This is a genomic window from Micromonospora arborensis (assembly GCF_003205615.1).
Taxonomy (GTDB): domain Bacteria; phylum Actinomycetota; class Actinomycetes; order Mycobacteriales; family Micromonosporaceae; genus Micromonospora; species Micromonospora arborensis.
The window spans coordinates 166,667-193,209 of record NZ_PYBV01000036.1 but is presented as its reverse complement, the minus strand read 5'-3'; the positions used below and the strand labels follow the sequence as shown (position 1 = coordinate 193,209).

Sequence of the window (26,543 nt, the reverse complement as noted above, 5' to 3'; positions counted from 1 at the left end):
CGGACTCCGCCGCACCGAGCGGAGCGGGACGTGACGCGCAACGAGGTCCGGCTGATCCGGACCAGGCTGGTGGTGCTGGCCGCCGTGCTGATCACGCTCTGGTCGTACGCGGCCTACGTGAGCAGCCAGGACGCCATCGACCTGCTGCGGGTGCGGGCCCTGGCGGACAATCTGGGCCAGCCGCTCGACCGCCTGATCCTGAGCCTGCAGACCGAACGTCGGGCCACCACCGAGACGATCGCCGGGGCCGCGCCGACGGCGACCCAGCTGGTCGGGGCACGTGCGGGCACCGATCGGGCCGCCGCCGAGGTCCGCGAGTTCAGCGAGGGCAGCGATTTTCGGCTGCTCGGCGCCGGCAAGGTCCGCGACCGAGCCGGCGGACTGGTTCGCCGGCTCGACGGCCTGGGCACGATCCGCTCCGAGGCGGACGCCGGGCGACTCGACCAGGCCGCGGTCCTCGACGGGTACGACCAGGTCATCGACGTCGCCTTCCGGGTGTACGGCCCGGAGTGGGGCGCGTACGAGAGCGCGTTGGCGGCCGACACCCGCGCGGTGATCGCGCTGGCCCGCGCCCGGGAGTTGCTCGCCCGGGAGGACACCCTGGTGAGCGCGGCCCTGACCGGTGCACGGTTCGGCGTCGACGAGCGGCTGCGACTGGTCGAGCTCGTCGGCAACCAGCGGTTCGCGCGCACCGAGGCGGCGGCGGGGTTGAACGTCGACGGCCAGGGCGAGCACCAGCGGATAGCGACCGGCCCCGAGTTCGCGGGCCTGCTCGCCCTGGAGGACAGGCTGCTGCGGGCGGACACCGGCAACGCCCTGGCCGGGATCACCGTCCAGGCCTGGCGCACCGCGGCGGACGCCGCCCTCGGCGCACTGCAGACACTTGTCACGACCACCGCCCGCGGCAGCGTCGAGCGGGCCACGCCGGGTGCCGCCGTGCTCGTCGCGCGTACCGGCGCGGTGGTGGGGTTGGGCCTCATCGTCGTGCTCCTGCTCCTGTTGAGCTGGGCGGGCACCGTCCGACGCCTGATCGACGAGCTGACCAGGCCGGAGGTCAGCTCCCCGACCCCGACCCCGACCCCGACCCCGGTCGCCCCGCCGAATCCCGTCGGCGCCGAACGGGAGCTGTTCCTGCGGCTCACCCGACGCAATCAGGTCCTGCTGCGCGATCAACTCGGTCTGCTGGACGGGATGCAGCGTCGGGAGCGGTCCGCCGAGGAGACCGCCGAGCTGTTCCAGCTCGACCACCTCACCACCCGGATCCGGCGCAACGTGGAGAAGGTGATCGCCCTCGCCGGTGCGGCGCCCGCCCGACGCTGGCGGCGCCCGGTGCCACTGCTCGACGTCGCGCGCGGTGCGGTCGCCGAGGTACCGGACTACCACCGGGTCCTGATCGCCCCGCACTGGCCGTGGTCGATCGCGGGTCGCGCCGTCACCGACGTCATCCACCTGCTGTCCGAGCTGATCGAGAACGCCCTCGCCTTCTCGCCGCCGGACACCACCGTCCGGGTCACCGGCGAGCACCGCTCGCAGGGGTGCGCCGTCCTGGTCATCGACGACGGGCCTGGCCTGGACGCGTCCGCGCTGGCCGAGGCGAACCACCTGCTCAGCAACCCGCCGGACGGCCCGCCCGCCGGCCCCGCGGGTCTGTACACCGTCGCCGTGCTCGCCCGGCGATGCGGCGCCCACGTCTCGCTGCGCCCCAGCCAGCGCGGCGGAACGGCCGTGCTCGTGCTCCTCCCGGCCGGGCTGGTCACGGTGAGCGACACCGGACGTGGACCGGCCACCGCACCACCCGGCACCCCGTACCGGCCGGACCGCGACGGTGCCGACCGGCCCGACGCGAGCGGCGACGGCGACCTGCCGACGCGGGTCCGTCGGACCGGGCCGACCGGCCCCGAACACCGCAGGACCAGCCTCGACACGGTCGAGATACCGGTCGCGAGAACAGCGAGGAGACACCCATGACGTCCGCAGTGGTCACCGACGACAGCCTGACCGGCGCCCTGGACCGCCTGGTCGACCGAGTGCACGGCGCGGAGTTCGCCGTCGTGCTCTCCCCTGACGGGCTGGCCCTCGGCGGTTCCCGGCAGGTGGAGGCGAAACTGGCCGAGCAGATCTCCGGCGTGGTCGCCGGCCTGATCGCGTTGGGGCTGGCCGCAACCCGGACCTGCGACGCGGGCGGCCTACGCCAGGTCGTGGTGCAGATGTCGCGGGCGTTCCTGTTCATCGCCACCATCCCGAACGGAACGATTCTCACCGTGCGGATCGCCGGTGACGACGTCGAGGTCGGCGACATGGCGTACGAGGTGGCGCTCTTCGTGGGGCAGGCCGAGCGGCACCTGCCGATCACTCTCGGACCGGCTTCCTCGGCGACGATCGGGGACACAGGTGCACACCAGCGGCACCGCTGACGAGGCGTGGTACGACGACGACGCAGGCCCGGTCGCCCGGCCGTACACGATGACCGGCGGGCGCACGGCGCCGGCCCGCGGTCAATTCGACCTGATCTCACTGGTCGTCGCCCGACGGACGGTCACGCCGCCCACACGGCTCTTCCCTGAACAGGCGCGGATCGTCGAGCTGTGTCACCATCCAGTGTCGGTGGCCGAAGTCGGCGCCGAGCTGGACCTTCCACTGGGGACTGTCCGGGTGTTGCTCGGTGACCTGCTCACGGCCGGGCTGATCGAGACGCACGACCCGCCGATGCTGTCGGAGCTGCCGACCGAGGATCTGCTCGAGGCGATACTCGTCGGGCTTCGCACCCTGTGACAGGGCGGGTGCCATCCGCGACCCGGACGGGCCGCGGGCGGGCATCCGGCGACGAACTGAAGGAGAGACAGGCAGTGCCGGCAACACCACCCCAGCCACGCCGTACCGTGGCGATCATCGTGCTGGACCGGATCGTGGCCCTGGTCACGGCCGCACGGCGGGTGCTCACCGGTCGGGACGACTTCTCGCGGGCCGCCTGGGTGGCCATGATCGCGGCGATCGGGGTGCTGATCGCGACAGCCGCCTCGATCATCGGGGTGCTGCGTACGCCGGAGGAGCTGACCCCGGTGGCCCTCGACCCGCCGTCGTCCGTCGAGCAGGTGGGCACACCGCCGCCCGGCACTCCCCGGCCGCAGGCGCGACCGGCGGTCACCAGCCCGGCGCTGTCCACTCCCCCGCCAGCCGCCTCGGCCACCGAGGTCCCACCGACCGGCGGTGCGTCGACCCCGCCCGCACCGACCGGTTCGACGGCGCCACCCGCACCGGCCCCCCTGAACGCCGAGTTCACCATCGCGGACAACGCCCTGCTCAGTTATGGCGCGGCCGTGACGATCAGCAATCCCGGCTCGGTGTCGGTGCCGCAGTGGACGCTGACGGTCACCCTGCCCCGGGAGTCCCTTCGCGTCAGCGCGGTCGAAGGCGCCCGGGCCAGCCGCGACGGCGCTGTGTGGACGTTCGTGCCGGACGGCAGCGCCGGCCAGGTGCCGGGCAGCGCCGCGGTCCGGGTGACGTTCCGGGTCAACGGTTCGATCGCTGGTTCCGCCCCCGAGGCGTGCACCATCGACGGCACCGCCTGCACCGGTCTGTCGAACTGACCGGGCTGGGCCGCCCCGGGTCGATCGAACGAGATACACCGAGCGTTCCAACGACAGCCATGCATGATTGATCATCAGTTCGGGTGCGCTTCGTACCGTTCCGGCCATGACTGTCCCACTCGCATCATCGTCGATCGGCCGCGCCGGGTCGAGGCTCGGCGCCCTGCGTACCCGGGCCTGCGCCACCGTCGCAGCCCTCGCCCTCACCGGCGCTGCCGTCGCGGTGGCCGTCGCGACCTCGTCACCCGCCACCGCCGAGCCGGGCAGCGTCGTCGTCTCGGAGAACTTCTCGGCCGGGTCGCTGCCCGCCGGCTGGAACGCGGTGGACGGCACCTGGAAGGTCGAGAACGGCCGGCTGTACGGCACGTCGACCAGCTCCAGCGAGAACAACAAGATCACTTTCGGTCGGCACCTCAACGACTTCCGGCTTGCGGCGACCATGCGCTTCGAGTCGGTCTCGGCCGCCACGCGCTGGGCCTCGCTCGGTGTCGACGTGCCCGCCGACGGCGCCACCCCGTGGTGGATCGCCACCATGCGCAGCGGCACCACCGCCGCCAACGGCCTCGAATTCGCCCAGCGGACCACCGCCAACGCCTGGGTCGTGACGAACACCGCCTCGGCCCCGTACGCCGCCGGGACCGGTCGGGATGTCCGCGTCGCCGTCGAGGTGCACGGAAACCAGGCCCGCTGGATCTTCGACGGGCGGGAGGCGATGCGTACGAACAGCCTCCAGCGCTCCGTCAACGGCGTCCAGGGGCTGTTCGTCAACGGCGCCACCGTGTCGTACGACGACGTCACCGTCACCGAGCTGGCACCGAACGGCTACATCCGCCCCGAGGGCAGCCCGTTCACCGTGATCGCCCACCGGGGCGCGTCCGCCGCCGCACCGGAGAACACTCTCGTGGCGCAGGAGATCGCGCGTAAGGGTGGCGCCGACTGGATCGAGAACGACGTCCAGCCGAGCAAGGACGGCATCCCGTTCATCCTGCACGACGGCACCGTCGATCGGACCACCGACGGCACCGGCAACATCCGGGACCTGACCGCCGCACAGATCAAGGCGCTCGACGCCGGCTCCTGGTTCGGCCCGCAGTACGTCGGCGAGCGGGTGCCCACCCTGGCCGAGCAGCTCGCCGACCTGCGCACCCGGGGTGGCAACCTGCTCGTGGAGATCAAGGGCAAGCACACCCGGGACGAGGTCGCCACGATCATCCAGGTGATCCGGGACGAGCAGATGATGGGCCGGGTCTTCATCCAGAGCTTCGAGGTCGACGCCCTGAAGTACACCTACGAGATCGCCCCCGAACTGCCGCTCGGCCTGCTCCGCAGCAACCTCGACGCCGACCCGGTGGCGGTCGCCAAGGAGCTGCACCTGACCGCGTACAACCCGGACGGCAACGCGCTGCTGGCCAAGCCGGAGGTCGTCGCCCCGCTGCACGCCGCCGGGATCGCCGTGATGGCCTGGACGATGGACTCCGCCGGCCTGTGGCAGCGGTTGGAGCGGATCGGCACCGACGCGATCATCACCAACCGCGCGTCCGAGCTGGTCGGCTGGAACTCGGCGTTCCTGCAGCGGGCCTCCGCCGACCCGACCGTGGCCATCACCTCGCCGGCCAACGGGGCTCGGCTCGACCGGGCGCAGTCCCCGGTGATCGCGGTCGCCGCGACCAACGCGGACACCGTCACTGTCACGCTGGACGGCAAGAAGTCGGCCGCCGGCCGCAAGCTCGACCTGGCCAAGCTGACCGCGGGTCGGCACACCATCTCCGCCGCGGTGAGCGGCCCCGAGGGCACCGCCACCGCGACCAGCACCTTCACCGTGACGGTGAGCCAGGCCGGTCTCGGCTACCTGATCCTCACGTCCGGCGCGGATCCGGCCGCCGTCACCGCGATGACCACCAGGCTGGTTCGGGCCGAGTACGCCGAGCTGGCCACGTACGCCGACCGGCAGGCCGGCAAGCTGGTGCCGGCAGCGGTCGCCAGCGTCATCGCCGCCGACGCCCGCACCCTCGCACTGAAGTAACGGTCCGTCATCGCAGCCTGGCCCCCGCCGTCGACTCCGACGCCGGGGGCCAGCGCATCAGAAAGCTTCCTCAGTGGACAGCGACAGGGGGCATGGCCCGCTCACCCTGCTGGGCCACGCTCGGCAGCGCCGGCGCCAACGCCAACGCCATGCACAGGCCGCCGATGGGGAGCAGGTCGAGGGTGACCACCGGCAGGACGATGCCGGCGAGCAGCAGCGGCGGGCTCCACCAGGGCAGCCGCCGCCTGGCCGCGAGCAGCCCCGCGAGGACGACCAAGCCGAGGAAGAACAGTTGGGGTACGACGTCGTAGAAGGCCACCTCGACGCCGGGGATGTCCTTGAAGTCCGCGCCGAGCGCCGACATCTCCGCCCGGTCCGCGGCCAGGAGCCCCTCCACGATGTCGGCGCCGAACTGCACCATCGTCGCGGCGAGCCCGATGAACGTGAGGGCCACCACCCCGGTGCGCCAAGGGCTGCGGGGCAGCAGGCGGGCCAGTGTGCGGACCCCCGGGACGAAGAACACCATGCCGGCCAGGGCGACCAGGTGCGCGGCCTGCCAGTCGAACCCCGGGCCGTACACCCCGTCGGATTTTCCCCACAGACGGACGAGGCCGTAGGCCGCAATGCCGAGCGGCCCGGCGATCACGTAGAGCGCAGCGCGTTTCATGCCAGCATCATCTGGCCAGCGCCGCTCGTCCGACCTCCGGGAACCTCCCTCGGGTGGCCCTGAGTTTCGCGTCAGGTCTTCCACCGAGCAACCCTGGTGCGGCCCAGCAGCCGAGTGGTCAGGGGTGGAACGGCCTGCGAGCCAGCGTGGTCTCCTCCGGAAAGGCCAACGAGCTGAAGAACTTCTCCGTCTCGGCACTTCGAAGGGCTTCGATCTTTGCGAGCAACGCTTCAGTGGCCGCAAAGGCGAGCTGCTCGCGCTGCACCGGATCAGCCGTCGCCTCAGCCCGGCCGAATGCGAGTTTCCACTGGTTGTTCGCCTCGATGAGCCCAAAGTGGGTGCGCCGCAGCAGGGCCCACATCTGATCCCACTGATAGAAGGTCCGCAGCGCCGTGGCGGTCGCGATGATCACGCCGGAGGCAGCGATTATGAGGTTTTTCCCCGGGTAGCTGAAGCCCGCGAGCAGCGGGAGAGACGCGCTGATGACGATGACCAGGATGCCACTGAATCGGAACAGTCGACGGTGCCATTTCGCCCGCCAATCGTACTGATCGCGGAGCTTGTTGACACTCGCCTCGGCCAGCGTCCGGTAGCCCTGTAACGGATCTTCAGAAGCCGCCTTCTGCGATCCCGCCAACACCCCACTCCGCCTTCGGTCAATAGACACCTCACGATGCTAGATCCTTGCCGCGAGACGGTCTATAGCCCGAGAATACGATGTTGTCCGCGAATTGACGGGCGAACAACTCCTGATCGGGGGAAACGACCGGCCAGGCAATCACCGGAACGCCGCGTCGGCGCCACCACGCCGTCAATCCGGAAGGAAATCCGCCGACCTCGTAGGCCAGGAAATCCGGGCGGCTGACCAGGTTGCTGACCATGCTGCGGCCGACCATTCGCGTCACCGGCCCGGCCGTGCGGAGCAGTCCACAGATTCGCCCCACCGGCACCCGTCGGTCGGACGGCATACGCAGCACCGCGACCCGCAGTGCCGCCACCAGCAACGGGTCGAAGGATTCGACCGCGTAACGCCCCGGGTAGCCTGCCGTCTGCCGAAACACCTCGTCCACAAGATCGAAGTTGAGGGACAGGCTCGGCCGTTTGAGCTCGATCAGAAGTGGCACCCGCCCAGCGACCCGTTCCAATACCTCGGCAAGGGTGGGAATGCGCTGGTCGGTGCCGTTCAACCGGAGTCGCTGCCGGTCGGCTGGGGTGAGCTCTGCGGTGCGGGTCGACTGACCAGTGAGCTCGGTCAACTCATGGTCGTGCACGACGACGAGCTCCCCGGCCCTGGTGAGCTGCACGTCCAACTCGCAGGCATAACCCTCGCCGGCAGCCGCCTCGAAGGCAGCAAGCGAGTTGGCAGGTCGGTTGTCGCCGGTCAGGCCTCGGTGCGCGATCGGGGTTTCCCGCAGCCAGCGGTCGTCGGACGCCACACGTTCCCCCTGAGCCGCCGGGCCCACACCGTCGTGTTCCGGAAGCTCCTCAGTACGGCTCGCGCGATGGTTCATAGCGGCCCGTCGCACGATAAGCCTCCCTGCGAACGCCTTCGGTGGTCCATCCACGGTAGACATTGCCGGAGGTTGCCACCGCCCGTCTAGTCGCGCTGGCCAACGTGCGACGCGCACGACCACGCGGCTGCGGTCGGGTGTGTCATCGAGCGGGGGCCGCCGGGCGCGATGCGCGTGCGCGGTGAGGCGGCAGGGGTGCGGCCCCGGGGCGCGGCGAGCGTGGCTGGTCAGGGCACCGAAATCGGGAACACCCAACCCCTTCCACTCCTAACATATAGCGCATTGGGGGGCTTGCGGCAAGGCCCGGGTGGTGCCGCAAAATCGTCGGCCGAGCCCAGAATCTGCCGAAATGGAAGTCGTGAATTGAGTTCACCACCCGCCTCCGTGTTCGACCTTCCCGATCACCTCTCCCCCAAGTCCGATCCGACGCTGATCAGCCACGACGAGCAGCACTTCGCGGCCATGGCGGAGAGCCTCGCGCAGTTGCACGCCGAGCTCTCCGAGCGCCTCGACGCCGAGCGCAGGGCACCTGGCGGCAAGGGCCGGCAGGCGGTGGACCGGGACATGGAGGTCCGCCGGCTGACCGGTCGCCTGCACGCGCTGAGTCGCTACGGTCTGGACCTGTGCCTCGGCCACGTGGTCGGCGTGGACGACTCCGATCCCGTCTACGTCGGTCGGCGCGGCCTGACGGACAGCACGGGCCGACGACTGCTGCTCGACTGGCGCTCGCCCGCCGCCGAGCCGTTCTTCGGCGCGACACACGCCAACCCGATGGGTCTGGCGAGCCGCCGCCGGTACCGCTGGACCCGCGGCCGGATCAGCGACTACTGGGACGAGGTGTTCACCCCCGACGGGTTCGTGGGGCACGCCGTCGCGCTCGACGACCAGTCCGCGTTCATCGCCAGCCTGGGCAGCGCCCGGTCGACCCGGATGCGAGACGTGCTCAGCACGATCCAGGCCGACCAGGACGCCATCATCCGCGCCGGATCGGCCGGCGCGCTCGTCGTCGACGGCGGTCCGGGCACGGGCAAGACCGTCGTCGCGCTGCACCGCACCGCCTATCTGCTCTACTCCGATCCTCGCCTCAATCAGCGCCGGGGCGGGGTGCTCTTCGTCGGGCCGCACCAGCCCTACCTGGCCTACGTCGCCGACGTCCTGCCCAGCCTCGGAGAGGAGGACGTGCAGACCTGCACCCTGCGCGACCTCGTACCCGAGGGCGCCGCGGCAACCATCGAAACCGATCCGGACGTCGCCCGGCTGAAGGCCTCCGCGGACCTGGTCGGGGCGATCGACGCGGCGGTCCGGTTCTACGAGGAACCACCGGTCAACCCCATGATGGTCACGACCGACGTATCCGACATCTGGCTGAGCGCCGACGACTGGGCCAACGCGTTCCAGGCGCCCGGGCCCGGCACGCCGCACAACGAGGCGCGGGACGAGATCTGGGAGGAGCTGCTCACCATCCTGGTCGACAAGTCCGACGGCGACGAGCCGGACGACCTGCTCCGCACGTCGCTGCTGCGAAACCGGGAGCTACGGACGACCTTCAACCGCGCCTGGCCGTTGCTCGACGCGGCCGACCTCGTCGGAGACCTGTGGTCGGTGCCCGCGTACCTGCGCAAGTGCGCCCCCTGGCTCAGCGCCGAGGAGGTCGGGATGCTGCAGCGCGGCGACGCCCGAGCCTGGACCGTGTCCGACCTACCGCTCCTGGACGCGGCACGCCAGCGGCTCGGCGACCCGGAGGGGTCCGAACGCAGGCATCGGCGTGACCCCGCTGCCGCCGTCGAACGCGAACACATGGCCAGGGTCGTCGACGAACTACTCGCGGCCGACGCCTACGACGACGGTGAAGGCCTGCTGACCATGTTGCGCCAACCCGACCTGCGGGACGCCCTGATGGACGATTCGGGACTGCCCGGCACCGAAGCGGACCTGCTCGCCGGCCCGTTCGCGCACATCGTCGTCGACGAGGCCCAGGAACTGACCGACGCCGAGTGGCAGATGTTGCTTGCCCGCTGCCCGTCACGCAGCTTCACCATCGTCGGGGACCGCGCCCAGGCCCGGCACGGGTTCACGGAGTCGTGGCAGGAACGCCTCGAGCGGATCGGGCTCGACCGGATCACCCTGGCCTCCCTGAGCGTCAACTACCGGACGCCGGAGGAGGTCATGGCGGAAGCCGAACCGGTCATCCGGGCTGCGCTCCCCGACGCCAACGTGCCGACCTCGATCCGCAGCAACGGGCTCGCCGTCGTACACGGACCGGTTTCCGATCTTTCCTCGATCCTGCACACCTGGCTCGCCGCGCACGCCGACGGGACAGCCTGCGTCATCGGCGACCCGACGTTCCCGCCGATGTCCCGCGTCCGGTCGCTGAGCCCGGAGCAGGCCAAGGGGCTCGAATTCGACCTGGTCGTCCTCATCGACCCGGAAGCCTTCGGTGCGGGCATCGAGGGGGCGGTCGACCGGTACGTCGCGATGACCCGGGCGACCCAGCAACTCGTCATCCTGACGAGCCCCTGAGGGCGGGTGCGGTCAGCCGCCGAGGGTGACGTGGAGAATCTTCTCGTTGCTGTTGTTCGGGGTGCTGTCCTTGTCACCGAGGGTGCTGGTGGTCAACCACAACCCCCCGTCGGGGGCCGGCTCCACCGTCCGCAACCGGCCGTAGGTGCCATTGAAGTACGTCTGCACGTTCGTCAGGCTGCTGCCGCTGATCACCGCGCGGTACATCCGGGCACCCCGGGTACAGGCCACGTAGAGCGCGTCCCGCACGATCGTGATCCCGGAGCAGGACCCCTCCGAGGTCGGATAGGTGCGCGCCGGCGCGATGAACCCGGCGGTGCCGCAGGTGCCGCTGGTGCCCTCGCACGCCGGCCACCCGTAGTTGCCGCCCCGGGTGATCAGATTGGTCTCGTCCATGATCGAGTTGCCGAATTCCTGCTCCCACAGCCGGCCCTGCGAGTCGAACGCCAGCCCCTGCGGGTTGCGGTGGCCGTAGCTCCACACGTAGTTGCCGAACGGGTTGTCCGAAGGGACGGTCCCATCCGGGTTGAGACGCAGGATCTTGCCCTCCAGGGTCGCCCGGTCCTGCGCGTAGGCGCCGTTCTGCGCGTCGCCCGTGCTGGCGTACAACTTGCCGTCCGGGCCGAACCGCAGGCGACCGCCGTCGTGGTACTTGTTCCGCCGGATGCCGCTGATCAGGACCTGCTCGCTCGCGGTGTTGAGTCGGCCGTTCTCCAACCTGATCCGGACGATCCGGTTGTCGCTGGGCGAGGTGTGCATGATGTACAGCCAGCGGTCGCTGGCGTAGCTGGGCGAGATGGCAAGCCCGAGCAGACCGCCCTCGCCGTCGGTGCTCTGGACGTTCGGCACCGTGCCCAGGTTCGTCTTGGCCCCGGTGCTGGGGTTGAGCTGGATGATGTCGTGCGCGTCGCGGCGGTTGTAGAGGACGTTGCCGTCCGGCAACGTCACCAGACCCCACGGGACGTCGGTGTCCGTGCTGACCTGCCGCACCCCACACACCGGATTGCCACAGGCGGCGCCGGTGGTCACCGTCGTGGTGGCGCTACGCGACGAGACGTTGCCCTGCGCGTCCCGGGCCACCACGTAGTACTGGTACGCGGTGTTCGCCGCCAACCCGCTGTCGGTGAAGGTGGTCGCCGGCGGCGTGCCGGTCACCGTGCCGGCCTGCACGCCACCGCGGAAGATGTCGTACGCCCGGACACCGATGTTGTCGGTCGACGCGGTCCAGCGCAGTGTGACAGTGGTGCCCGACGCGGTGCCGGTGAGCTGCTGCGGCGCGGTCGGCGCCTGACTGTCGGCCTGGCAGGGCGGCGGTGTGATCGAAACCGTGGTGCTCGCCTGGGACACGTTGCCGGCGGCGTCGCGGGCGTTGACGTACAGGCCCCAGGTCGCACCGGCGACGACGGTGAGGCTGGTGGACAACGTCGAGCCGCTCACCGACTTCATCAACTGACCGTCGTGGTAGACGTCGTAGAACGCCACCGCGACGTTGTCCGTCGAGGCGTTCCACGCGAACGTCACGGAGTTGCACGTCAGGCCACTGACCCGCGGGCTGCCTGGTGCCGTGGGCGACTGGCTGTCGGCGCTGCCCAGGGCCGTCGTCCACCGCTGGTTGCTCTGCCCGTTGCAGGTCCAGAGACCGACGGTGGTGCTGTTGGCGGTGCCGGCGCCGGTCACATCCAGGCACAGGCCGGACTGGACGCCGACGATGGTCCCGTTGGTGTTGATCCGCCAGCGCTGGTTGGCACCGCCGGTGCAGCCGTTGATCTGCAGTGCGGCCGGCGCGGTGGTGTCCTGACCGACCACGTCGAGGCACATCGTCTCGTCGTACACCCGCAACTCACCGGTCGAGGTGAGGCTCCACGCCTGGTTGGCTTGCCCGTTGCAGTCGTAGATGTTGATGCCGGCGCCGGCTGTCCTGGAGTTGCCGACCACGTCCAGGCAGCGACCCGACGCCACGCCGACCACGGTCGAGGGGGCCGCTGCCGATGCCGGGACGCCGACCGCCACGGTCAGCAGCGTCACCGCTGTCATCGCCACCGGCAGCAGCCGCCATCGTGGGTGCCGGGGTTTGGTCCGCGCGAAGACTGGCATCGGTCCTCCAGGGTCCGGGGTGCTGACCGGCCCGACCCGGCGCCGACAACCCCATCAAGTCGAACAAAATACATCGACAATCAAAGATGGGTTGCCGGCGCATGTCAACCGATGTCGCTCGATCGGGGACAAACCCAGACCTAGGCCGTCAGCCCTGGGTGCAGCCGGCTCAGGGGGTTGCCGCCGGACAGGTACTGCCGGCGTAGCGGAAGAGGGAGTCGGTGACGTCGTTCCGGATCGACCGGCGCCGGGTCAACGAGTACGTGCTGACCACCGGTTCCGCGGCCAGCGGGTCGGGTCGGGCCGGGCAGGCGTCGAGGCGGTCGAGCAGCCACACCCGTTCGCCGCTCGGTCCGGTGCCGGTACCGAACGACAGGGTCAGCGCCGTGGTGCCGACGTACCTGGGCGGCGGGGCCGACTCGAGGGTGGGCCGGGTCAGGCAGGCCGGCGTCGTGTCGACCACCCGGGCCATGACGACGACGTGCCCGTCCGGCTCCTCGGTCACCCGTACCGACCGGGGTTGCGGCGCGACCTCGATCCGCTGCCAGTCGTCCCAGAAGGTCCCGGTCGGGCGGGACGTCGCCGGTGGCGGAGTGCCGGTCGGCAGGAGCACCTCACACTGTCGGGCGTTGCGGTGCAACTCGTTGAGGGCGGTGCTGTACACGCCGTCGCGGTGCAGCGCGTTCAGGTACGGCGTGACGTCACTCGGAATCCGTGCGCCCAGCAACGTGAAGAGCCGGTCCAGATAGGCGTCCAGAAGTTCCGGTCCCGGATCGACCTCGTCCGCCGATATCGACAGCAGGTGACGCAGACCCGTCGGACAGGTGCTGGCGAGCGACGGGGTGTTCATGACGAGCGCGGCGGCCCGGACGGGATCGTTGCAGACCTCGACGAACGCGTTTCGGTTTCGCGTTTCCTGCTCGGCGTCCAACGACGCGGCCCGGTGGTCGATGTACCAGGTGGCGACCGAGGCGAGTGCGATCAACGCGGCGCCGAGCGTGGCGCCGACCGATCGGGTACGACGTCCGCCGTCGCCGCCACGCCCCGGTTCCGGCTCCGCCGGCTCGGTGGGTTGGTCGCCGCCGGTCCGCTCCGCCATGACCGACCCCTCTCTTGATCGTCGCGGCTCCACAGTAGTCAATCGCGACAAGATCCCCCGTCGACCGACGCACGACCAAGGCTATGCGCGTGGGCTCGCCCGGCACCTGCAACCGAGCGTGGCGGCTATCCGGCCCGGTACCGGGCAATCGCGGCGGCGGCGGCCTCGTCGTCCTCGTAGTAGCGCATGAACCGCTCGGCGGAGCCGCCGGCCTCCAGTGCGTTCAGCGCGATGGCCCGGACCTCCCGTGCCATGTCGGCGTCGCCCGATCCGCCCACGTCATCCGGGATGTCGAGGATGGCTGCCATCACCGGTGTGACCACTGGACCGTGGTGGCCGGAGACTGCCCGCACCAGGTGGGCACGTTGTGGCCAGGTGTCCAGCGAGGGATACGTGTCGACCAGAGCCTTGAGCAGGTCTTCTCCGAACGGTTGGCGTAGCTTCTCGATCGCGTCGCGGTCGCTGGCCCGAATCGCCATCAGCAGGGCGCGCAGCAGGCTGGCGTCGCTGATGTCGTACTGCCGGGCACGGACGTCCTCCACCCGGTGCTCCCCGTTCACCACGGTCACCACGGCGGCAAGTTCGAAGTACCACAGGCGGTCGGCGTACATCTCCTGTTCGATCGCCCCGGCGAGGTCGTTCCGCCCGTGCTCACGGAGCCGCTCGACGGCGTAGCGCAGATAGTCGCGGGTGCCGCCGACCACCGTCGTCCCGTACGGCAGACGCCGGCGCGGCAGCTCGTACTCGCCGGCCAGCGCGGTGACCACGAGCAGCCGCTCGCCGCCGTCGCCCGGCATCCGCCACACCGCGTCGAGCTCGTCGGGTTCGGTCGGATCGCCGTCCGTGCCCCAAAGGCGTACCGCTTCGGGAAACACCTGTTGCACATAGCTCGTGGCGCACAGCCGGGCGATCGTCCGATCCGCCTCCCACACCGCGCGGCTCGTCACTTCGTGAACCATCCGGCCTCCAAGCCTCGCCGCCGATCCCGGCGTCAGCCCGACAGGTTACCGCCGAGAACGGGGCGACAGGGCGACGGATTGTCGCGTCGTGGTCGTCGGTCAGCCGCTGACCGGGATGCCGACCCGATCCACCCTCGACAGTGGACATCGTCGGAGTACGATCCCGGGCGTACCGCTGCGGTGACCTCCAGCCCACGACCCCCTCGATAGGAGCCTGGCATGGCCGGCCCGGACGCCGAACTCGCCGCGAAGCTTCAGCCCGACGTGCCGCACGCGGCCCGGATCTGGAACTACTGGATGGGCGGCAAGGACAACTTCCAGTCCGACCGGGCGGCCGGCGACGCCGTCGCCGAGGTCTACCCGGAAATCGTCCTCATGGCGCAGCAGTCCCGCCTGTTCCTGGTGCGGGCCGTGCGTTACCTCGCCGCCGAGGCGGGCATCCGGCAATTCCTGGACATCGGCACGGGTCTGCCCACCATGCAGAACACGCACGCGGTCGCCCAGGGGATCGCACCCGACTCGCGGGTCGTCTACGTGGACAACGACCCGATGGTGCTGGTGCACGCCCGGGCGCTGCTGTCCAGCACGACGTCGGAGGGTGTCACCACCTACGTACCCGCCGACTACCACGACCCGGAGAAGATTCTCGCCGAGGCGGCACAGACGCTCGACTTCGACCAGCCCATCGCCGTGATGTTCATGGGCGTCATGGGCTACGAACCAGACCTGGCCGTGGTGCGCTCGATTGTCGGGCAGACGATGGACGCCATGCCGTCCGGCTCTCACCTGGTGTTCTGGGACGGCACCAACACCAGCCCGGCGGTGGTTTCCGGTGCCGACCGGCTGGCGCAGAGCGGCGGGGTTCCGTACATTCTGCGCAGCCCGGAGGAGTTGGAGAGTTGCTTCTCGGGTTTGACGATGGTGCAGCCGGGCCTCGTGCCGATCCCGCTCTGGCGACCGGACGACGCCGACGCCACCGGGATCGACGCGTACGGCGCGGTGGCCCGCAAACCCTGACGGACCTGACACCGCCCCGCTCCTGCCGCGACGGCGAGAGCGGGGCGGACGTCGTTCACGAATCGCACGCCATCGTCAACCCGCCGGGAACCGCGCTGCTGACCACGAGCAGACCGAACGTCGTCACCGCACCCGGCGTCAGCGCCCCGTTGTACGGGGCGTTGCGGACCGCGACGTCGGCACCCGCGGTCTCGGCCACCCCGCCCCAGACCGTCTGGACGCGCTCGTCGCCGGACCACCGCCAGGAGACGCGCAGAGCCGCACGCCGCCCCATCGATGTCATGTGCGATTGCCTCCCGCGGCGCCGTGTGCGAGATGCGGAATCGCCCCGTCCGATGACACCGGGCGGGGCGATTCCGTGCGGATCGACAGATCAGTGCCGGCCCACGAAGATGCCGATGCCGTTGGCGACCAGACGCTCCGCGCCGTCGGACGGGCTGTTGCGGGCGGTGGCCGCGGCCTGGCCCGGCTCCCGTACGGCGACCGTGCTCGACCCGCCGCCGTCCAGGTTCACCGCGGCGTCCGCACCGAGTGAGCGCATCAGGTCGGCCAGCTCGGCGATCGTGAAGCCGGCGCTGGCCGGAGCGCGGCCGGCAAGCGCCACGAGGTACACGGTCCTGCCGTCCGGGCTGACGCCGGCCGAGCTGCGTACCGCCGCGGTCTTGGTGTCCAGGCCGGCCAACGGCGCACCGTCGCGCAGGATCGGCGCGCCACCGACCGCGAACGTCAGCTTCGGCTTGCCCGCCGAGACCAGCTTCTCGCCCACCTGTACCCGGTCACCGACGACGAGATCGTCGAGCGTGTCCGCGCCGCCCTCCCGGCCGACCAGCACCTGGGTGTCGGCCGGGATCGCGCCCGCGCCGGGCGCCTGACCCACCGCGGTCACCACGCCGTCGCGGACGGTCACCTCGTAGGTGTGGGTGCTGCACGGGTCGCTACGGCTCGTGTCGGTGCCGCAGGTCGACCGGACCCGGGAGGCGGTGCCCCACTCGGAGGTGAACAGGCCGACGCCGTCGACCGGGAGCGCGTACTGGTTGAGGCCGCTGAGGGCGATCGTGCCCTTCTTGCTGCGTACCTCGCCGTCCAGGCTCAGGGTGTCGACGCGCGCCTTGCCGTTCACGCCGACGCCGAACACGTCGCGGGTCGAGGTACCGGGGGCGAGGCCGGGGCCGAAGCGCTGCGCGTTCGGCACCGCGAACTTCAGCTCCGCACCGTCGGCGATCTCCGGACCCGACGACGAGTAGGTCGGCGTGACGCCGGCGTGGGTCTCCGCGTTGTTGAAGAAGTCTCCGTTCACGCCGGCGATGGCGCCCTGGTCGTTCGCCATCGAGGAGATCACCTGGCGTTGCGCGACCGCGTCGGGGTGCAGCAGGTCCAGGGAGACCTTGTTCTTGCTCAGGTCGGCCGTGAGCAGGTAGCCGACGGTGACGCCACGGGGGGTGCTCACCTCGAATGAGCCGTAGGTCACGCCCGGGGCGAGTTGCTCACTGGAGGTGAAGGTGATCGGCGAGTTCGAGGCGGATACGGTGGCAGCCGCTGCGTGGGCCGCGCCGGCCGGCGTCACGACTGTGCTCAGCCCTGCGGCGAGCAGCAGCGCCAGACTCGGGCGCACGAGGTTCAAGGGCCTCATTGCGCTCCTTTCTTGGTGCGGTTCCTGGCCCTGTGCCGGGATGTTCGAGCCGGGCCGGCGGTTGACCGGACCGGCGATGATTACCGGACCAGCCGATCACTCGGTGGTGAACAGGAGAGGCGGCCGACGTGAACCACCCGCACCGCCTTGATCAACTGCGGGCGCAGACCCGAGGGCCCGCCAAAAACTTTTGTGCACTTCCTACAACTGAGGGACTGTTGGTTCGGTGGTTGCGCCATAGCGCTGGCCGCCGCCAACCGGAAAGGTGATCACTGCTGGGAGCCGTCGTCTCGCGGCACGCAGTTCGAGGTCTAGCTAAGGGGTCAGTCGGGTGTTCAACCGTGTCGCCATCGTCAACCGTGGTGAAGCCGCCATGCGGCTCATCCACGCGGTCCGCGAGTTGGCCGCGGAGACCGGCGTGCAGATCGAAACCGTCGCTCTTTACACCGACGTCGACCGTACCGCCACCTTCGTGCGCGAAGCGGACATCGCCTACGATCTCGGTCCAGCATCCGCCCGCCCGTACCTCAATCTGGCGGTGCTGGAGCGCGCCCTGACGGAGACCGGGGCCGACGCGGCGTGGGTCGGTTGGGGTTTCGTCGCCGAGGATCCAGCGTTCGCCGAGCTGTGCGAGAAGATCGGCGTCACGTTCGTCGGGCCCAGCCCGGACGCCATGCGCCAACTCGGCGACAAGATCGGCTCGAAGCTGATCGCCGAGAAGGTCGGCGTACCGGTCGCTCCGTGGAGCCGCGGTGCCGTCGAGACCCTGGACGCCGCCCGGGCTTCGGCAGCCGAGGTCGGCTACCCGCTGATGCTGAAGGCGACCGCCGGTGGCGGCGGACGCGGCATCCGCGTGATCAGGAACGAGGCCGAACTGGTCGACGCGTACGAGCGCACCAGCCAGGAGGCGGCACGGGCGTTCGGCAGCGGCATCGTGTTCCTGGAGCGCCTGGTCACCGGCGCCCGGCACGTCGAGGTCCAGGTCATCGCCGACGGACAGGGCACCGCGTGGGCGCTCGGCGTCCGCGACTGCTCCGTGCAGCGACGCAACCAGAAGGTCATCGAGGAGTCGGCGTCGCCGGTGCTCGATCCGGCGCAGGCCGCCGAACTGAAGACGTCGGCCGAGCGGCTGGCCGTTGCGGTCGGTTACCGCGGCGCGGCGACCGTCGAGTTCCTCTACCACCCCGGCGACCGCCTGTTCGCGTTCCTCGAGGTCAACACCCGCCTCCAGGTCGAGCACCCGATCACCGAGCTGACCACCGGGTTCGACCTGGTCAAGGCACAGCTGCACGTCGCATCGGGTGGGCGACTCGAAGGTACGCCGCCAGCCGAGCGCGGGCACGCCATCGAGGCGCGGCTCAACGCCGAGGACCCGGACCGTGACTTCGCGCCGTCACCCGGCCGCATCGCACGACTGGACCTGCCCAGCGGGCCGGGCATCCGGGTGGACACCGGCGTCAGCGAGGGCGACACCATCCCGGCCGACTTCGACTCGATGATCGCGAAGATCATCGCGTACGGCCGCGACCGCGACGAGGCACTCGGCAAGCTGCGCCGGGCGATGGCGAACACCACGGTGATCATCGAGGGTGGCGCGACGAACAAGAGCTTCGTGCTCGACCTGCTCGACCAGCCCGAGGTGATCGACGCCAGCGCGGACACCGGCTGGATCGACCGCGTCCGCAGCGAGGGCCGGCTCGTCACGCACCGCCACTCCGCGGTCGCCCTGGCCGCCGCCGCCATCGAGGCGTACGAGGAGGAGGAGCGCGTCGAGCGGCAGCGGTTGCTGTCGACGGCGTCCGGCGGGCGCCCGCAGGTGCAGCACGCCAGCGGCCGACCGTTGGACCTCAAGCTGCGCGGTGTCAGCTACCGCACGCGCGTCGCGCGGGTCGGCGCACACCGGTTCCGCGTCGGCATCGAGACGGGTGCCGTCGTCCGCACCGCCGACGTCGACCTCGACCGCTTCGATCGGCACACCGGCCAGATCGTCGTCAACGGCATCCGGTACCGCCTGCTCACCGGCACCTACGGGCCGACCCACCTGGTCGAGGTGGACGGCGTGACCCACCGGGTCAGCCGCGACGAGGGTGGCGTCCTGCGTTCCCCGATGCCCGCGCTGGTCGTCGCCACGCCGCTGGAGGTCGGCGCCGAGGTCGAGGCGGGCGCACCGGTGCTGGTGCTCGAAGCGATGAAGATGGAGACGGTGCTGCGGGCGCCGTTCAAGGCGCGGCTGAAGGAGTGCGCCGTCTCCGTGGGCAGCCAGGTCGAGGCGGGTGCGCCGCTGCTGCGCCTGGAGCCGCTCGCGGACGAGGCCGCCGAGACCACGGACGACCCGGCCGCCGAGACCGTCGAACTGGACCTGCCCACCGCCGCCGAGAACACTCCGGCGGACGAGCGCAGCCGGCGCGGTCAGGAGGACCTGCGCGGTCTGCTGCTCGGCTTCGACGTCGACCCGCACGACGACCGTCGGGTGCTCGACGGTTACCTGACCGCCCGGCGGGCTGCCACCGACGCCGGTTCCCGGCCGCTGGCCGCGGAGCTCGATCTCATCGAGGTGTTCGCCGACCTCGCCGAACTGAGTCGCAACCGGCCGACCGGCGAGGACGGCGGCGCGTCACACGTCCACAGCGCCCGGGAGTACTTCCACACCTACCTGCAGAGCCTCGACGTCGAGCGGGCCGGGCTGCCGGACGCCTTCCAGACCAAGCTCGCCAAGGCGCTCGGCCACTACGGCGTCACCGACCTGGAACGCTCCCCCGCAGTCGAAGCCGCCGTCTTCCGGATCTTCCTCGCCCAGCAACGCGCGTCCGCCGACGCCACGGTCATCGCGACGCTGCTGCGCGCCTGGCTGCGGGAAACCCCGCCGGACGACACGCTTCGCGAACCCGCCGGCCTCGCGCTGGAGCGGCTGATCGCCGCGACGCAGGTCCGCTTCCCCGCAGTCGCGGACCTCGCCCGCGGCGTGGTGTTCGCCTGGTTCGCCCAGCCGCTGCTGCGTCGCAACCGCGCCCGCGTCTACGCCGAGGTCCGTGGGCACCTGCGGCACCTCGACGCCCACCCGGACGCGGCGGACCGCGCCGAGCGCATCGCCGAGATGGTACGCAGCACCGAACCGCTGGTCCGGCTGCTCGGCCAGCGGCTCGTCCGCGACAACCTCGACAACGCGGTCATGCTGGAGGTGCTGACCCGGCGGTACTACGGCAACAAGGCGCTCGCGAGGGTGCGCGCGCACGAGGTCGCGGGCTGCACGTTCGTGGTCGCCGAGCGCGCCGACTCCAGCGTCGTCTCCGCCGCCGTGAGTTTCGACGCGCTGGGCAGCGCACTGCGTGGCCTGGCCGAGCTGGCCAGCGGCGAGGACTCCGTCGACGCCGACATCTACCTCGGCTGGGAGAACCAGCCGGAGGACTTCGACGCGATGGCCGCCGCGCTGGCCGAGGTCGTCGCCGCGCAGCCGCTGCCCACCCAGGTCCGCCGGGTCACCACCACCGTCGCGGGTCGCGGCGGAGCGGTCATGCACCACCACTTCACCTTCCGCCCGTCCAGCGATGGGATGACCGAGGACCGGCTGATCCGCGGCCTGCACCCGTACATCGCGCAGCGGATGCAGTTGGAGCGGCTGCACAAGTTCGACCTGACCCGGCTGCCGTCGGCGGACGAGGAGGTCTACCTCTTCCAGTGCGTGGCGCGGGACAACCGGGCCGACGAGCGCCTCGTCGCGTTCGCGCAGGTACGTGACCTGACCGAGCTTCGCGAGCAGGACGGGCGCCTGGTGGCGCTGCCGACCACCGAGGACGCCGTCGCCGCCTGCCTCGACTCGATCCGCCGCGCCCAGTCGCGGCGACCGTCGAAGACGCGCTTCAACACCAACCGGATCGTGATCTACGTCTGGCCGCCGAGCGAGCTAACTCGCGAGGAGATGGAGATGATCGCCGGGCGCGTCCGCCCGACGACCGCGGGCGCCGGGCTGGAGGAGATCCTGTTCATCGCGCGGCAGCGCGACCGCCGGACCGGCGAGCTGACCAAGATCGCCGTACGGATCTCGTTCGACGCCGCGGGTGGCGCCGAGCTGACCGTCGGTGAGCCGCCGGTCGAGCCACTCGAACCGCTCGACGAGTACCGGCTGAAGGTGCTGCGGGCGAGCAGCCGCAACACCGTGTACCCGTACGAGCTGACCGGCCGGCTCGGCGACTTCGCCGAACACGACCTCGATGACGACCACCAGCTGGTGCCGGTGGATCGTCCGAAGGGGCGCAACAGCGCCGCGGTCGTCGCCGGGGTGGTCACCACGCCGACCGAGCGGCACCCGCAGGGTGTCACCCGGGTGGTGCTGCTCGGTGACCCGACGAAGGCGTTGGGCGCCCTGTCGGAGCCCGAGTGCCGGCGCGTGATCGCCGCCCTGGACCTCGCGGAGCGGATGAACGTGCCGCTGGAGTGGTGGGCGCTGTCCGCCGGCGCCCGAATCTCCATGACCACCGGTACGGAGAACATGGACTGGGTGGCCGCGGCGCTGAAGCGGATCGTCGAGTTCACCCAGGCCGGCGGTGAGATCAACGTCGTGGTCGCGGGCATCAACGTCGGTGCGCAGCCGTACTGGAACGCCGAGGCGACGATGCTCATGCACACCAAGGGCATCCTGGTGATGACCCCCGACTCGGCGATGGTGCTCACCGGCAAGCAGTCGCTCGACTTCTCCGGTGGCGTGTCCGCGGAGGACAACTTCGGCATCGGCGGCTACGACCGGGTGATGGGGCCGAACGGGCAGGCGCAGTACTGGGCGCCGAACCTGACCGCCGCGCGGGACGTGGTGATGTCGCACTACGACCACACGTACGTCGCGCCCGGCGAGGACGCGCCACGGCGGGCGGCCACCACCGACCCCGCGGACCGCGACATCTCCACCTTCCCGCACGACGTCGCGGGCAGCGCCTTCAGCACCGTCGGGGAGATCTTCTCGGTCGAGCACAACCCGGACCGCAAGAAGCCGTTCGACATCCGTACGGTGATGCGGGCCCTCTCCGACCAGGACCACCCGGTGTTGGAGCGCTGGGCGGGCATGGCGGACGCGGACACCGCGGTCGTGCAGGACATCCACCTCGGCGGCATCCCGGTCTGTCTGCTGGGCATCGAGTCCCGGTCGGTGCCCCGGCATGGCTTCCCACCCACCGACGGCCCGGACACCTACACCGCCGGCACGTTGTTCCCCCGCTCGTCGAAGAAGGCCGCGCGGGCGATCAACGTGGCAAGCGGCAACCGGCCTCTCGTCGTACTGGCGAACCTGTCCGGCTTCGACGGTTCACCGGAGTCGATGCGCAAGCTGCAGTTGGAGTATGGCGCCGAGATCGGCCGGGCGATCGTGAACTTCCGGGGGCCGATCGTCTTCTGCGTGATCTCGCGTTACCACGGCGGCGCGTTCGTGGTGTTCTCGAAGGCGCTGAACCCGAACATGACGGTGCTGGCGCTGGAGGGCTCGTTCGCCTCGGTGCTCGGTGGCGCACCCGCCGCCGCGGTGGTGTTCTCCGCCGACGTCAACGCCCGCACGGCCGCCGACCCCCGGGTGCGGGACCTGGAGGCCAGTGTGGCCGCCTCGGCCGGCACCGAACGCGCCGCGCTCACGGCGGAGCTCGACGAGCTGCGCTCGTCGGTACGCACGGAGAAGCTCGGTGAGGTGGCCACGGAGTTCGACCGGGTGCACAACATCCAGCGCGCCGTCGAGGTCGGCTCGGTGGATGCCGTCATCCGCGCCGCCGAGCTGCGTCCGCGCATCATCGAGGCCATCGAAGCTCACCTGGGTTAACCCGACGAGACGGGCGGGGCGGGCGCGGTTCCTGGAAAGCGAGGAATCGACACCGCCCCGCCCCGGTCTCATCCGGTCGTCTCGGCCGGGCGCGCGACAGCGAACACGAGCCAGGCGACGGCGCAGACCGCGGCCGAGATCAGCAGAGCCCAGCCGGTGCCGACGGCGGCAGCAGCGCCCATGACGACGACACCGAGGGTGGCGCCGACCTGCCGCACGGCGTTGAGCAGGCCACCCACCGCACCGGCCGTGCCCGTCGGGGCGGCGCCGACGAGGGCCGTGACCAGCGCTGGCAAGGCGTAGGAGACACCGAAACCGGTCATCAGGAGGCCGACCGCGAGCCACTGGTAGCCGCCGTCGGCGAAGACCACCCCGCCGAGCGCCGCGCCTCCGGCGGTGAGCAGGGCCAGACCGACCAGTATCAATATTCACGATCAGCCGGTTCGTCGCCCATGGCTCGGGCCGGTGTCGGCCTGCCAGGCCGCGACGAGATCCTCGCGGGCCCGGGCGACCCGGGAGCGGATCGTGCCGACGGGGCACTGGCAGAGGTCCGCGGCCTCGGCGTAGGACAGGCCGAGCACCTGGGTGGCGACGAACGCCTCGCGTCGCTCCCTGGTCAGGCCGGCGATCAACTGCTGCAGGGTCACTCCCTCGTCGGCGCCGCCCGTGATCGCGCCGGCGGCCTCGGCCGCCGCCTGCCAGTCCGGCACCATCGCCGACCGTGGCCGGGCCACCGCCGTCCGGACGTGATCCACGGCAACGCGCCGGGCGATCGTGAACACCCACGTCCGGGCCGACGAGCGGCCGGCGAATCCGGGCAGGTTACGAAATGCCCGCAGGAACGTCTCCTGAGTCAGGTCGTCGGCCTCACCCGGCCCGACGAGGTGCGACAGGAACCGCCAGACCTGAGCCTGCAGGGCCCGGATGAACGCCGTGGCGGCCTGCCGGTCACCCTGACCTGCCTCCTGCGCCCACCGGGTCACCTGGTCGTCGTCAACGACGCCGTTTCGCACAGACCACCGTCCTGGGTGCCACTGACGTCCTCCATGCCGAGATGCCGTCGTCGAATCGCGCCGGTCAGCCGCGCACCCTGGTTGTCGGACACCGGTCCGCAAAAGTTCCCGGGACTCCCCCTTTTCGGTTGATCAGCCTGCGCCGGGCTGGTCCTGGATACCGCGGCTACCGGTCCCCCACCCTGGCCGAGACGGGCAGGCCGAGGCCGCTGACGGCTGCCGCCACCAGCGCTTGCGGGGCGAGCGAGACATCGAGCACGAGCACCGACTCGTCCGGCTCGGCCGGTTCCAGTGTGGCGAGCTGCGATTCGAGCAGGCTCGCCGGCATGTAGTGCCCCTGCCGCCGTGCCATCCGGGCCCGGATCACCTCGGCCGGCCCGTCAAGGTGCACGAAATCCACCCGGCTCGGGCCCTGACGAAGCACGTCCCGATAGGACCGCTTCAGCGCCGAGCAGGCCAGCACCGTCGACCGACCCTCCGCGCCGCGCTCGGCCACCCACGCGGCGATGTCCCGCAGCCAGGGCCAGCGGTTGGTGTCGTCCAGTGGCACGCCGGAGCGCATCCGCGCCACGTTCTCCGGGGAGTGGAACTCGTCCGCCTCGGCGAACATCAGCCCGGTCGCCGCGCTGATCCCGCGCGCCACGGTGGTCTTGCCGGCCCCGGAGACGCCCATCACCACGACGTGCCGGGTGGGCTGGGCGTCGCCGGGCCGCTCACCAGTCATGAACCGTGCCGTCCTTGAGCCGGTTGAACGGCAGGTACGCCGGCTCGTACGGGAACCGGGCCGCCGCCTCCTCGTCGAGCTCCACCCCGAGTCCCGGCTGGTCGCCCGGGTGCAGGTAACCGTCGGTGAAGGTGAACGACTGCCGGAACACCTCGTTGGCCAGCGGGGTGTGCTTCATGTACTCCTGGATCCCGAAGTTGTGGATGGCCAGGTCCAGGTGCAGGGCTGCGGCCATACCCACCGGCGAGATGTCGGTGGGGCCGTGGATGCCGGACTTGATCTGGTACTGGGCGGCGAAGTCGAGCAGCTTGCGCATGGCGGTGATGCCGCCGGTGTGGGTGACCGCGGACCGGACGTAGTCGATCAGCTGCTCCCGGATCAGGGTCTGGTAGTCCCAGACCGTGTTGAAGACCTCCCCGATGGCCAGCGGGGTGGTGGTGTGCTGACGGACCAGCCGCAGTGCCTCCTGGTTCTCGGCCGGGGTGCAGTCCTCCAGCCAGAACAGGTCGTACGGTTCGAGGGCCTTGCCGAGCTTGGCGGCCTGGATCGGGGTCATCCGGTGGTGGCCGTCGTGCAGCAGCGGCAGCTCCGGGCCGAACTCGCTGCGGACCGCCTCGAAGACCTGGGGCAGGTGGCGCAGGTACGCGCGGGTGTCCCAGTCCTCCTCGACGGGCAGCGGGGTGCGCTGTGCGGGTTCGTAGTCGTAGCGCTGGCCGGTGGCGCTGGGCTGGGCGGCCACACCGTAGACGGCGTTGATCCCCGGCACCGAGGTCTGCACCCGGATCGACCGGAAGCCCTCGTCGAGGTGGCGGCGGATGGAGTCGAACAGCTCGGGGATGTCCCGCCCCGACGCGTGCCCGTACGCCATGATCCCGGTGCGGGACGCGCCGCCCAGCAGCTGGTACAGCGGCATGCCGGCAGCCTTGGCCTTGATGTCCCAGAGCGCGACGTCCACCGCGGCGATGGCCGCCATGGTGACCGGGCCGCGCCGCCAGTACGCCGACCGGTACAGGAACTGCCAGGTGTCCTCGATCCGGTGCGGGTCCCGCCCCATCAGCAGCGGGGCGACGTGGTCCCGCAGGTACGAGGCGACGGACAGCTCACGGCCGTTGAGCGTGGCGTCGCCCAGACCGGTGATGCCCTCATCGGTAGTGATCTTCAGGGTGACGAAGTTCCGGTCGGGGCTGGACACGATGATGTCTGCTGCGACGATCTTCACGGGGTGCCTTTCGTTCTTACCGGTCGGATGGTCTCACCACTGGGCGCAGGAGCCGTCGGGGTGCCGCCAGGTCGGGCGCGCCAGGCGTGCCCGCGCTTGTCCGCGGTCCGCACCGCGTGTTCGTCGATCTCGATGCCGAGACCGGGTGCGGTCAGCCGAGGCACGTACCCGTCGACGAAGGCTAGTGGGGCCTTGTCGAGGCAGTGGTCGAGCACCTCGGCGTCCAGGTTGTAGTGGATGCCGATGCTCTGTTCCTGGATCAGGAAGTTGGGTGTGGCGAAGCCGACCTGGAGGCACGCGGCGAGAGCGATCGGCCCGAGCGGGCAGTGTGGGGCGAGCTGCACGTCGTACACCTCGGCCAGTGTAGCGATCTTGCGAACCTCGGTGATGCCGCCGGCGTGCGCGAAATCCGGCTGGGCCACGGCGATGCCGGCCTGCACCACGAGCAGGCCCTCCAGGCGCACGCCGATGTCGCCCAGGCGATCCAGCGGCGCGACGGCGATCGCGCCCGGCGGGCGATGGTGCAGTTGATGGAGCAGGCGATCGGCGAGATGAAGTCGTTGTGGGAGCAGACCGGCATACCGACCGGAGCACGGATGGCGGTCCGACGACCACCCGGTGACCGGAGCATGATCGCAGATGCACGCCTTGGCCGTTTGTTTTGGAGAAGCCGTCGCTGTAGCGGA

Annotated in this window: 21 protein-coding genes; 8 read left to right on the top strand and 13 right to left on the bottom strand. The window is 70.7% G+C overall.

Features of this window, described 5'->3' with window-relative positions; all coding sequences use genetic code 11:
• Nucleotides 1-30 precede the first annotated feature (30 nt).
• The 5 genes from C7C45_RS26330 to C7C45_RS26310 all read left to right on the top strand — a co-directional run bounded on the left by C7C45_RS26330 (nucleotide 31) and on the right by C7C45_RS26310 (nucleotide 5,610).
• Nucleotides 31-1,968 (top strand): sensor histidine kinase, encoded by a 1,938-nt coding sequence (locus C7C45_RS26330; RefSeq protein ID WP_110566385.1) that lies wholly within the window; start codon nucleotides 31-33, stop codon nucleotides 1,966-1,968.
• Complete coding sequence (locus tag C7C45_RS26325; RefSeq protein ID WP_110566384.1) at nucleotides 1,965-2,414, top strand: roadblock/LC7 domain-containing protein; 450 nt, start codon at nucleotides 1,965-1,967, stop codon at nucleotides 2,412-2,414. Before C7C45_RS26330 ends, C7C45_RS26325 begins: the two co-directional genes overlap by 4 nt.
• Nucleotides 2,392-2,772, top strand: coding sequence for a DUF742 domain-containing protein (locus C7C45_RS26320; protein WP_110566383.1), 381 nt, complete (start codon nucleotides 2,392-2,394; stop codon nucleotides 2,770-2,772). Before C7C45_RS26325 ends, C7C45_RS26320 begins: the two co-directional genes overlap by 23 nt.
• Before the next feature lie 74 nt (nucleotides 2,773-2,846).
• The gene (locus C7C45_RS26315) at nucleotides 2,847-3,587 is read left to right on the top strand and encodes a cellulose binding domain-containing protein (protein WP_146247415.1); all 741 of its coding nucleotides are present in this window, start codon (nucleotides 2,847-2,849) and stop codon (nucleotides 3,585-3,587) included.
• Nucleotides 3,588-3,693: 106 nt separating this feature from the next.
• Entirely contained in the window at nucleotides 3,694-5,610 is a 1,917-nt protein-coding gene (locus tag C7C45_RS26310; RefSeq protein ID WP_110566381.1) for a glycerophosphodiester phosphodiesterase, read from the top strand.
• A 70-nt stretch (nucleotides 5,611-5,680) separates the two neighbouring features.
• Here C7C45_RS26310 and C7C45_RS26305 read toward each other — a convergent pair whose 3' ends face one another.
• The 3 genes from C7C45_RS26305 to C7C45_RS26295 all read right to left on the bottom strand — a co-directional run bounded on the left by C7C45_RS26305 (nucleotide 5,681) and on the right by C7C45_RS26295 (nucleotide 7,842).
• A complete protein-coding gene (locus C7C45_RS26305; RefSeq protein ID WP_110566380.1) occupies nucleotides 5,681-6,277 on the bottom strand; it encodes a hypothetical protein in 597 nt (198 codons plus the stop codon).
• 118 nt (nucleotides 6,278-6,395) lie between these two features.
• A complete protein-coding gene (locus tag C7C45_RS26300) occupies nucleotides 6,396-6,944 on the bottom strand; it encodes an SLATT domain-containing protein (RefSeq protein ID WP_110566379.1) in 549 nt (182 codons plus the stop codon).
• 1 nt (nucleotide 6,945) lies between these two features.
• Nucleotides 6,946-7,842, bottom strand: a complete 897-nt coding sequence (locus C7C45_RS26295; RefSeq protein WP_167454833.1) for a glycerophosphodiester phosphodiesterase family protein — start codon at nucleotides 7,840-7,842, stop codon at nucleotides 6,946-6,948.
• 330 nt (nucleotides 7,843-8,172) lie between these two features.
• Between C7C45_RS26295 and helR the strand changes: the two genes are divergently transcribed.
• Nucleotides 8,173-10,308: an RNA polymerase recycling motor ATPase HelR gene (helR, locus tag C7C45_RS26290; RefSeq protein WP_244200576.1), complete on the top strand. Its 2,136-nt coding sequence runs from the start codon at nucleotides 8,173-8,175 to the stop codon at nucleotides 10,306-10,308.
• Between the two features lie 12 nt (nucleotides 10,309-10,320).
• Here helR and C7C45_RS26285 read toward each other — a convergent pair whose 3' ends face one another.
• The 3 genes from C7C45_RS26285 to C7C45_RS26275 form a co-directional block, all read right to left on the bottom strand.
• On the bottom strand, nucleotides 10,321-12,402 hold the full coding sequence (locus C7C45_RS26285) for a PQQ-dependent sugar dehydrogenase (protein WP_167454832.1): 2,082 nt from the start codon (nucleotides 12,400-12,402) through the stop codon (nucleotides 10,321-10,323).
• Between the two features lie 169 nt (nucleotides 12,403-12,571).
• The gene (locus tag C7C45_RS26280; RefSeq protein ID WP_110566376.1) at nucleotides 12,572-13,501 is read right to left on the bottom strand and encodes a hypothetical protein; all 930 of its coding nucleotides are present in this window, start codon (nucleotides 13,499-13,501) and stop codon (nucleotides 12,572-12,574) included.
• A 125-nt stretch (nucleotides 13,502-13,626) separates the two neighbouring features.
• Nucleotides 13,627-14,460 (bottom strand): hypothetical protein, encoded by an 834-nt coding sequence (locus C7C45_RS26275; RefSeq protein WP_110566375.1) that lies wholly within the window; start codon nucleotides 14,458-14,460, stop codon nucleotides 13,627-13,629.
• Nucleotides 14,461-14,679: 219 nt separating this feature from the next.
• Here C7C45_RS26275 and C7C45_RS26270 point away from each other — a divergent pair, with 219 nt between their 5' ends.
• The gene (locus C7C45_RS26270) at nucleotides 14,680-15,477 is read left to right on the top strand and encodes an SAM-dependent methyltransferase (protein ID WP_110566374.1); all 798 of its coding nucleotides are present in this window, start codon (nucleotides 14,680-14,682) and stop codon (nucleotides 15,475-15,477) included.
• A gap of 55 nt (nucleotides 15,478-15,532) precedes the next feature.
• Here C7C45_RS26270 and C7C45_RS26265 read toward each other — a convergent pair whose 3' ends face one another.
• Entirely contained in the window at nucleotides 15,533-15,760 is a 228-nt protein-coding gene (locus C7C45_RS26265) for a cellulose binding domain-containing protein (protein WP_110566373.1), read from the bottom strand.
• 90 nt (nucleotides 15,761-15,850) lie between these two features.
• Nucleotides 15,851-17,107 carry a phosphodiester glycosidase family protein gene (locus C7C45_RS26260; RefSeq protein ID WP_110566372.1) on the bottom strand — a complete coding sequence of 419 codons (1,257 nt, stop codon included), beginning with the start codon at nucleotides 17,105-17,107 and terminating at the stop codon, nucleotides 15,851-15,853.
• A 331-nt stretch (nucleotides 17,108-17,438) separates the two neighbouring features.
• Between C7C45_RS26260 and C7C45_RS26255 the strand changes: the two genes are divergently transcribed.
• A complete protein-coding gene (locus tag C7C45_RS26255; RefSeq protein ID WP_110566371.1) occupies nucleotides 17,439-22,901 on the top strand; it encodes an ATP-binding protein in 5,463 nt (1,820 codons plus the stop codon).
• Between the two features lie 68 nt (nucleotides 22,902-22,969).
• Here C7C45_RS26255 and C7C45_RS26250 read toward each other — a convergent pair whose 3' ends face one another.
• From C7C45_RS26250 to C7C45_RS26230, 5 genes are all read right to left on the bottom strand, one after another.
• Complete coding sequence (locus C7C45_RS26250; RefSeq protein ID WP_208641342.1) at nucleotides 22,970-23,326, bottom strand: hypothetical protein; 357 nt, start codon at nucleotides 23,324-23,326, stop codon at nucleotides 22,970-22,972.
• 9 nt (nucleotides 23,327-23,335) lie between these two features.
• On the bottom strand, nucleotides 23,336-23,914 hold the full coding sequence (locus C7C45_RS26245; protein ID WP_110566370.1) for a sigma-70 family RNA polymerase sigma factor: 579 nt from the start codon (nucleotides 23,912-23,914) through the stop codon (nucleotides 23,336-23,338).
• 166 nt (nucleotides 23,915-24,080) lie between these two features.
• The gene (locus C7C45_RS26240) at nucleotides 24,081-24,638 is read right to left on the bottom strand and encodes a gluconokinase (protein WP_110566369.1); all 558 of its coding nucleotides are present in this window, start codon (nucleotides 24,636-24,638) and stop codon (nucleotides 24,081-24,083) included.
• Nucleotides 24,628-25,857: a D-mannonate dehydratase ManD gene (manD, locus tag C7C45_RS26235; protein WP_110566368.1), complete on the bottom strand. Its 1,230-nt coding sequence runs from the start codon at nucleotides 25,855-25,857 to the stop codon at nucleotides 24,628-24,630. The genes C7C45_RS26240 and manD overlap by 11 nt, the downstream gene beginning before the upstream one ends.
• Complete coding sequence (locus tag C7C45_RS26230) at nucleotides 25,854-26,321, bottom strand: enolase C-terminal domain-like protein (RefSeq protein ID WP_244200575.1); 468 nt, start codon at nucleotides 26,319-26,321, stop codon at nucleotides 25,854-25,856. Before C7C45_RS26230 ends, manD begins: the two co-directional genes overlap by 4 nt.
• Nucleotides 26,322-26,543 lie beyond the last annotated feature (222 nt).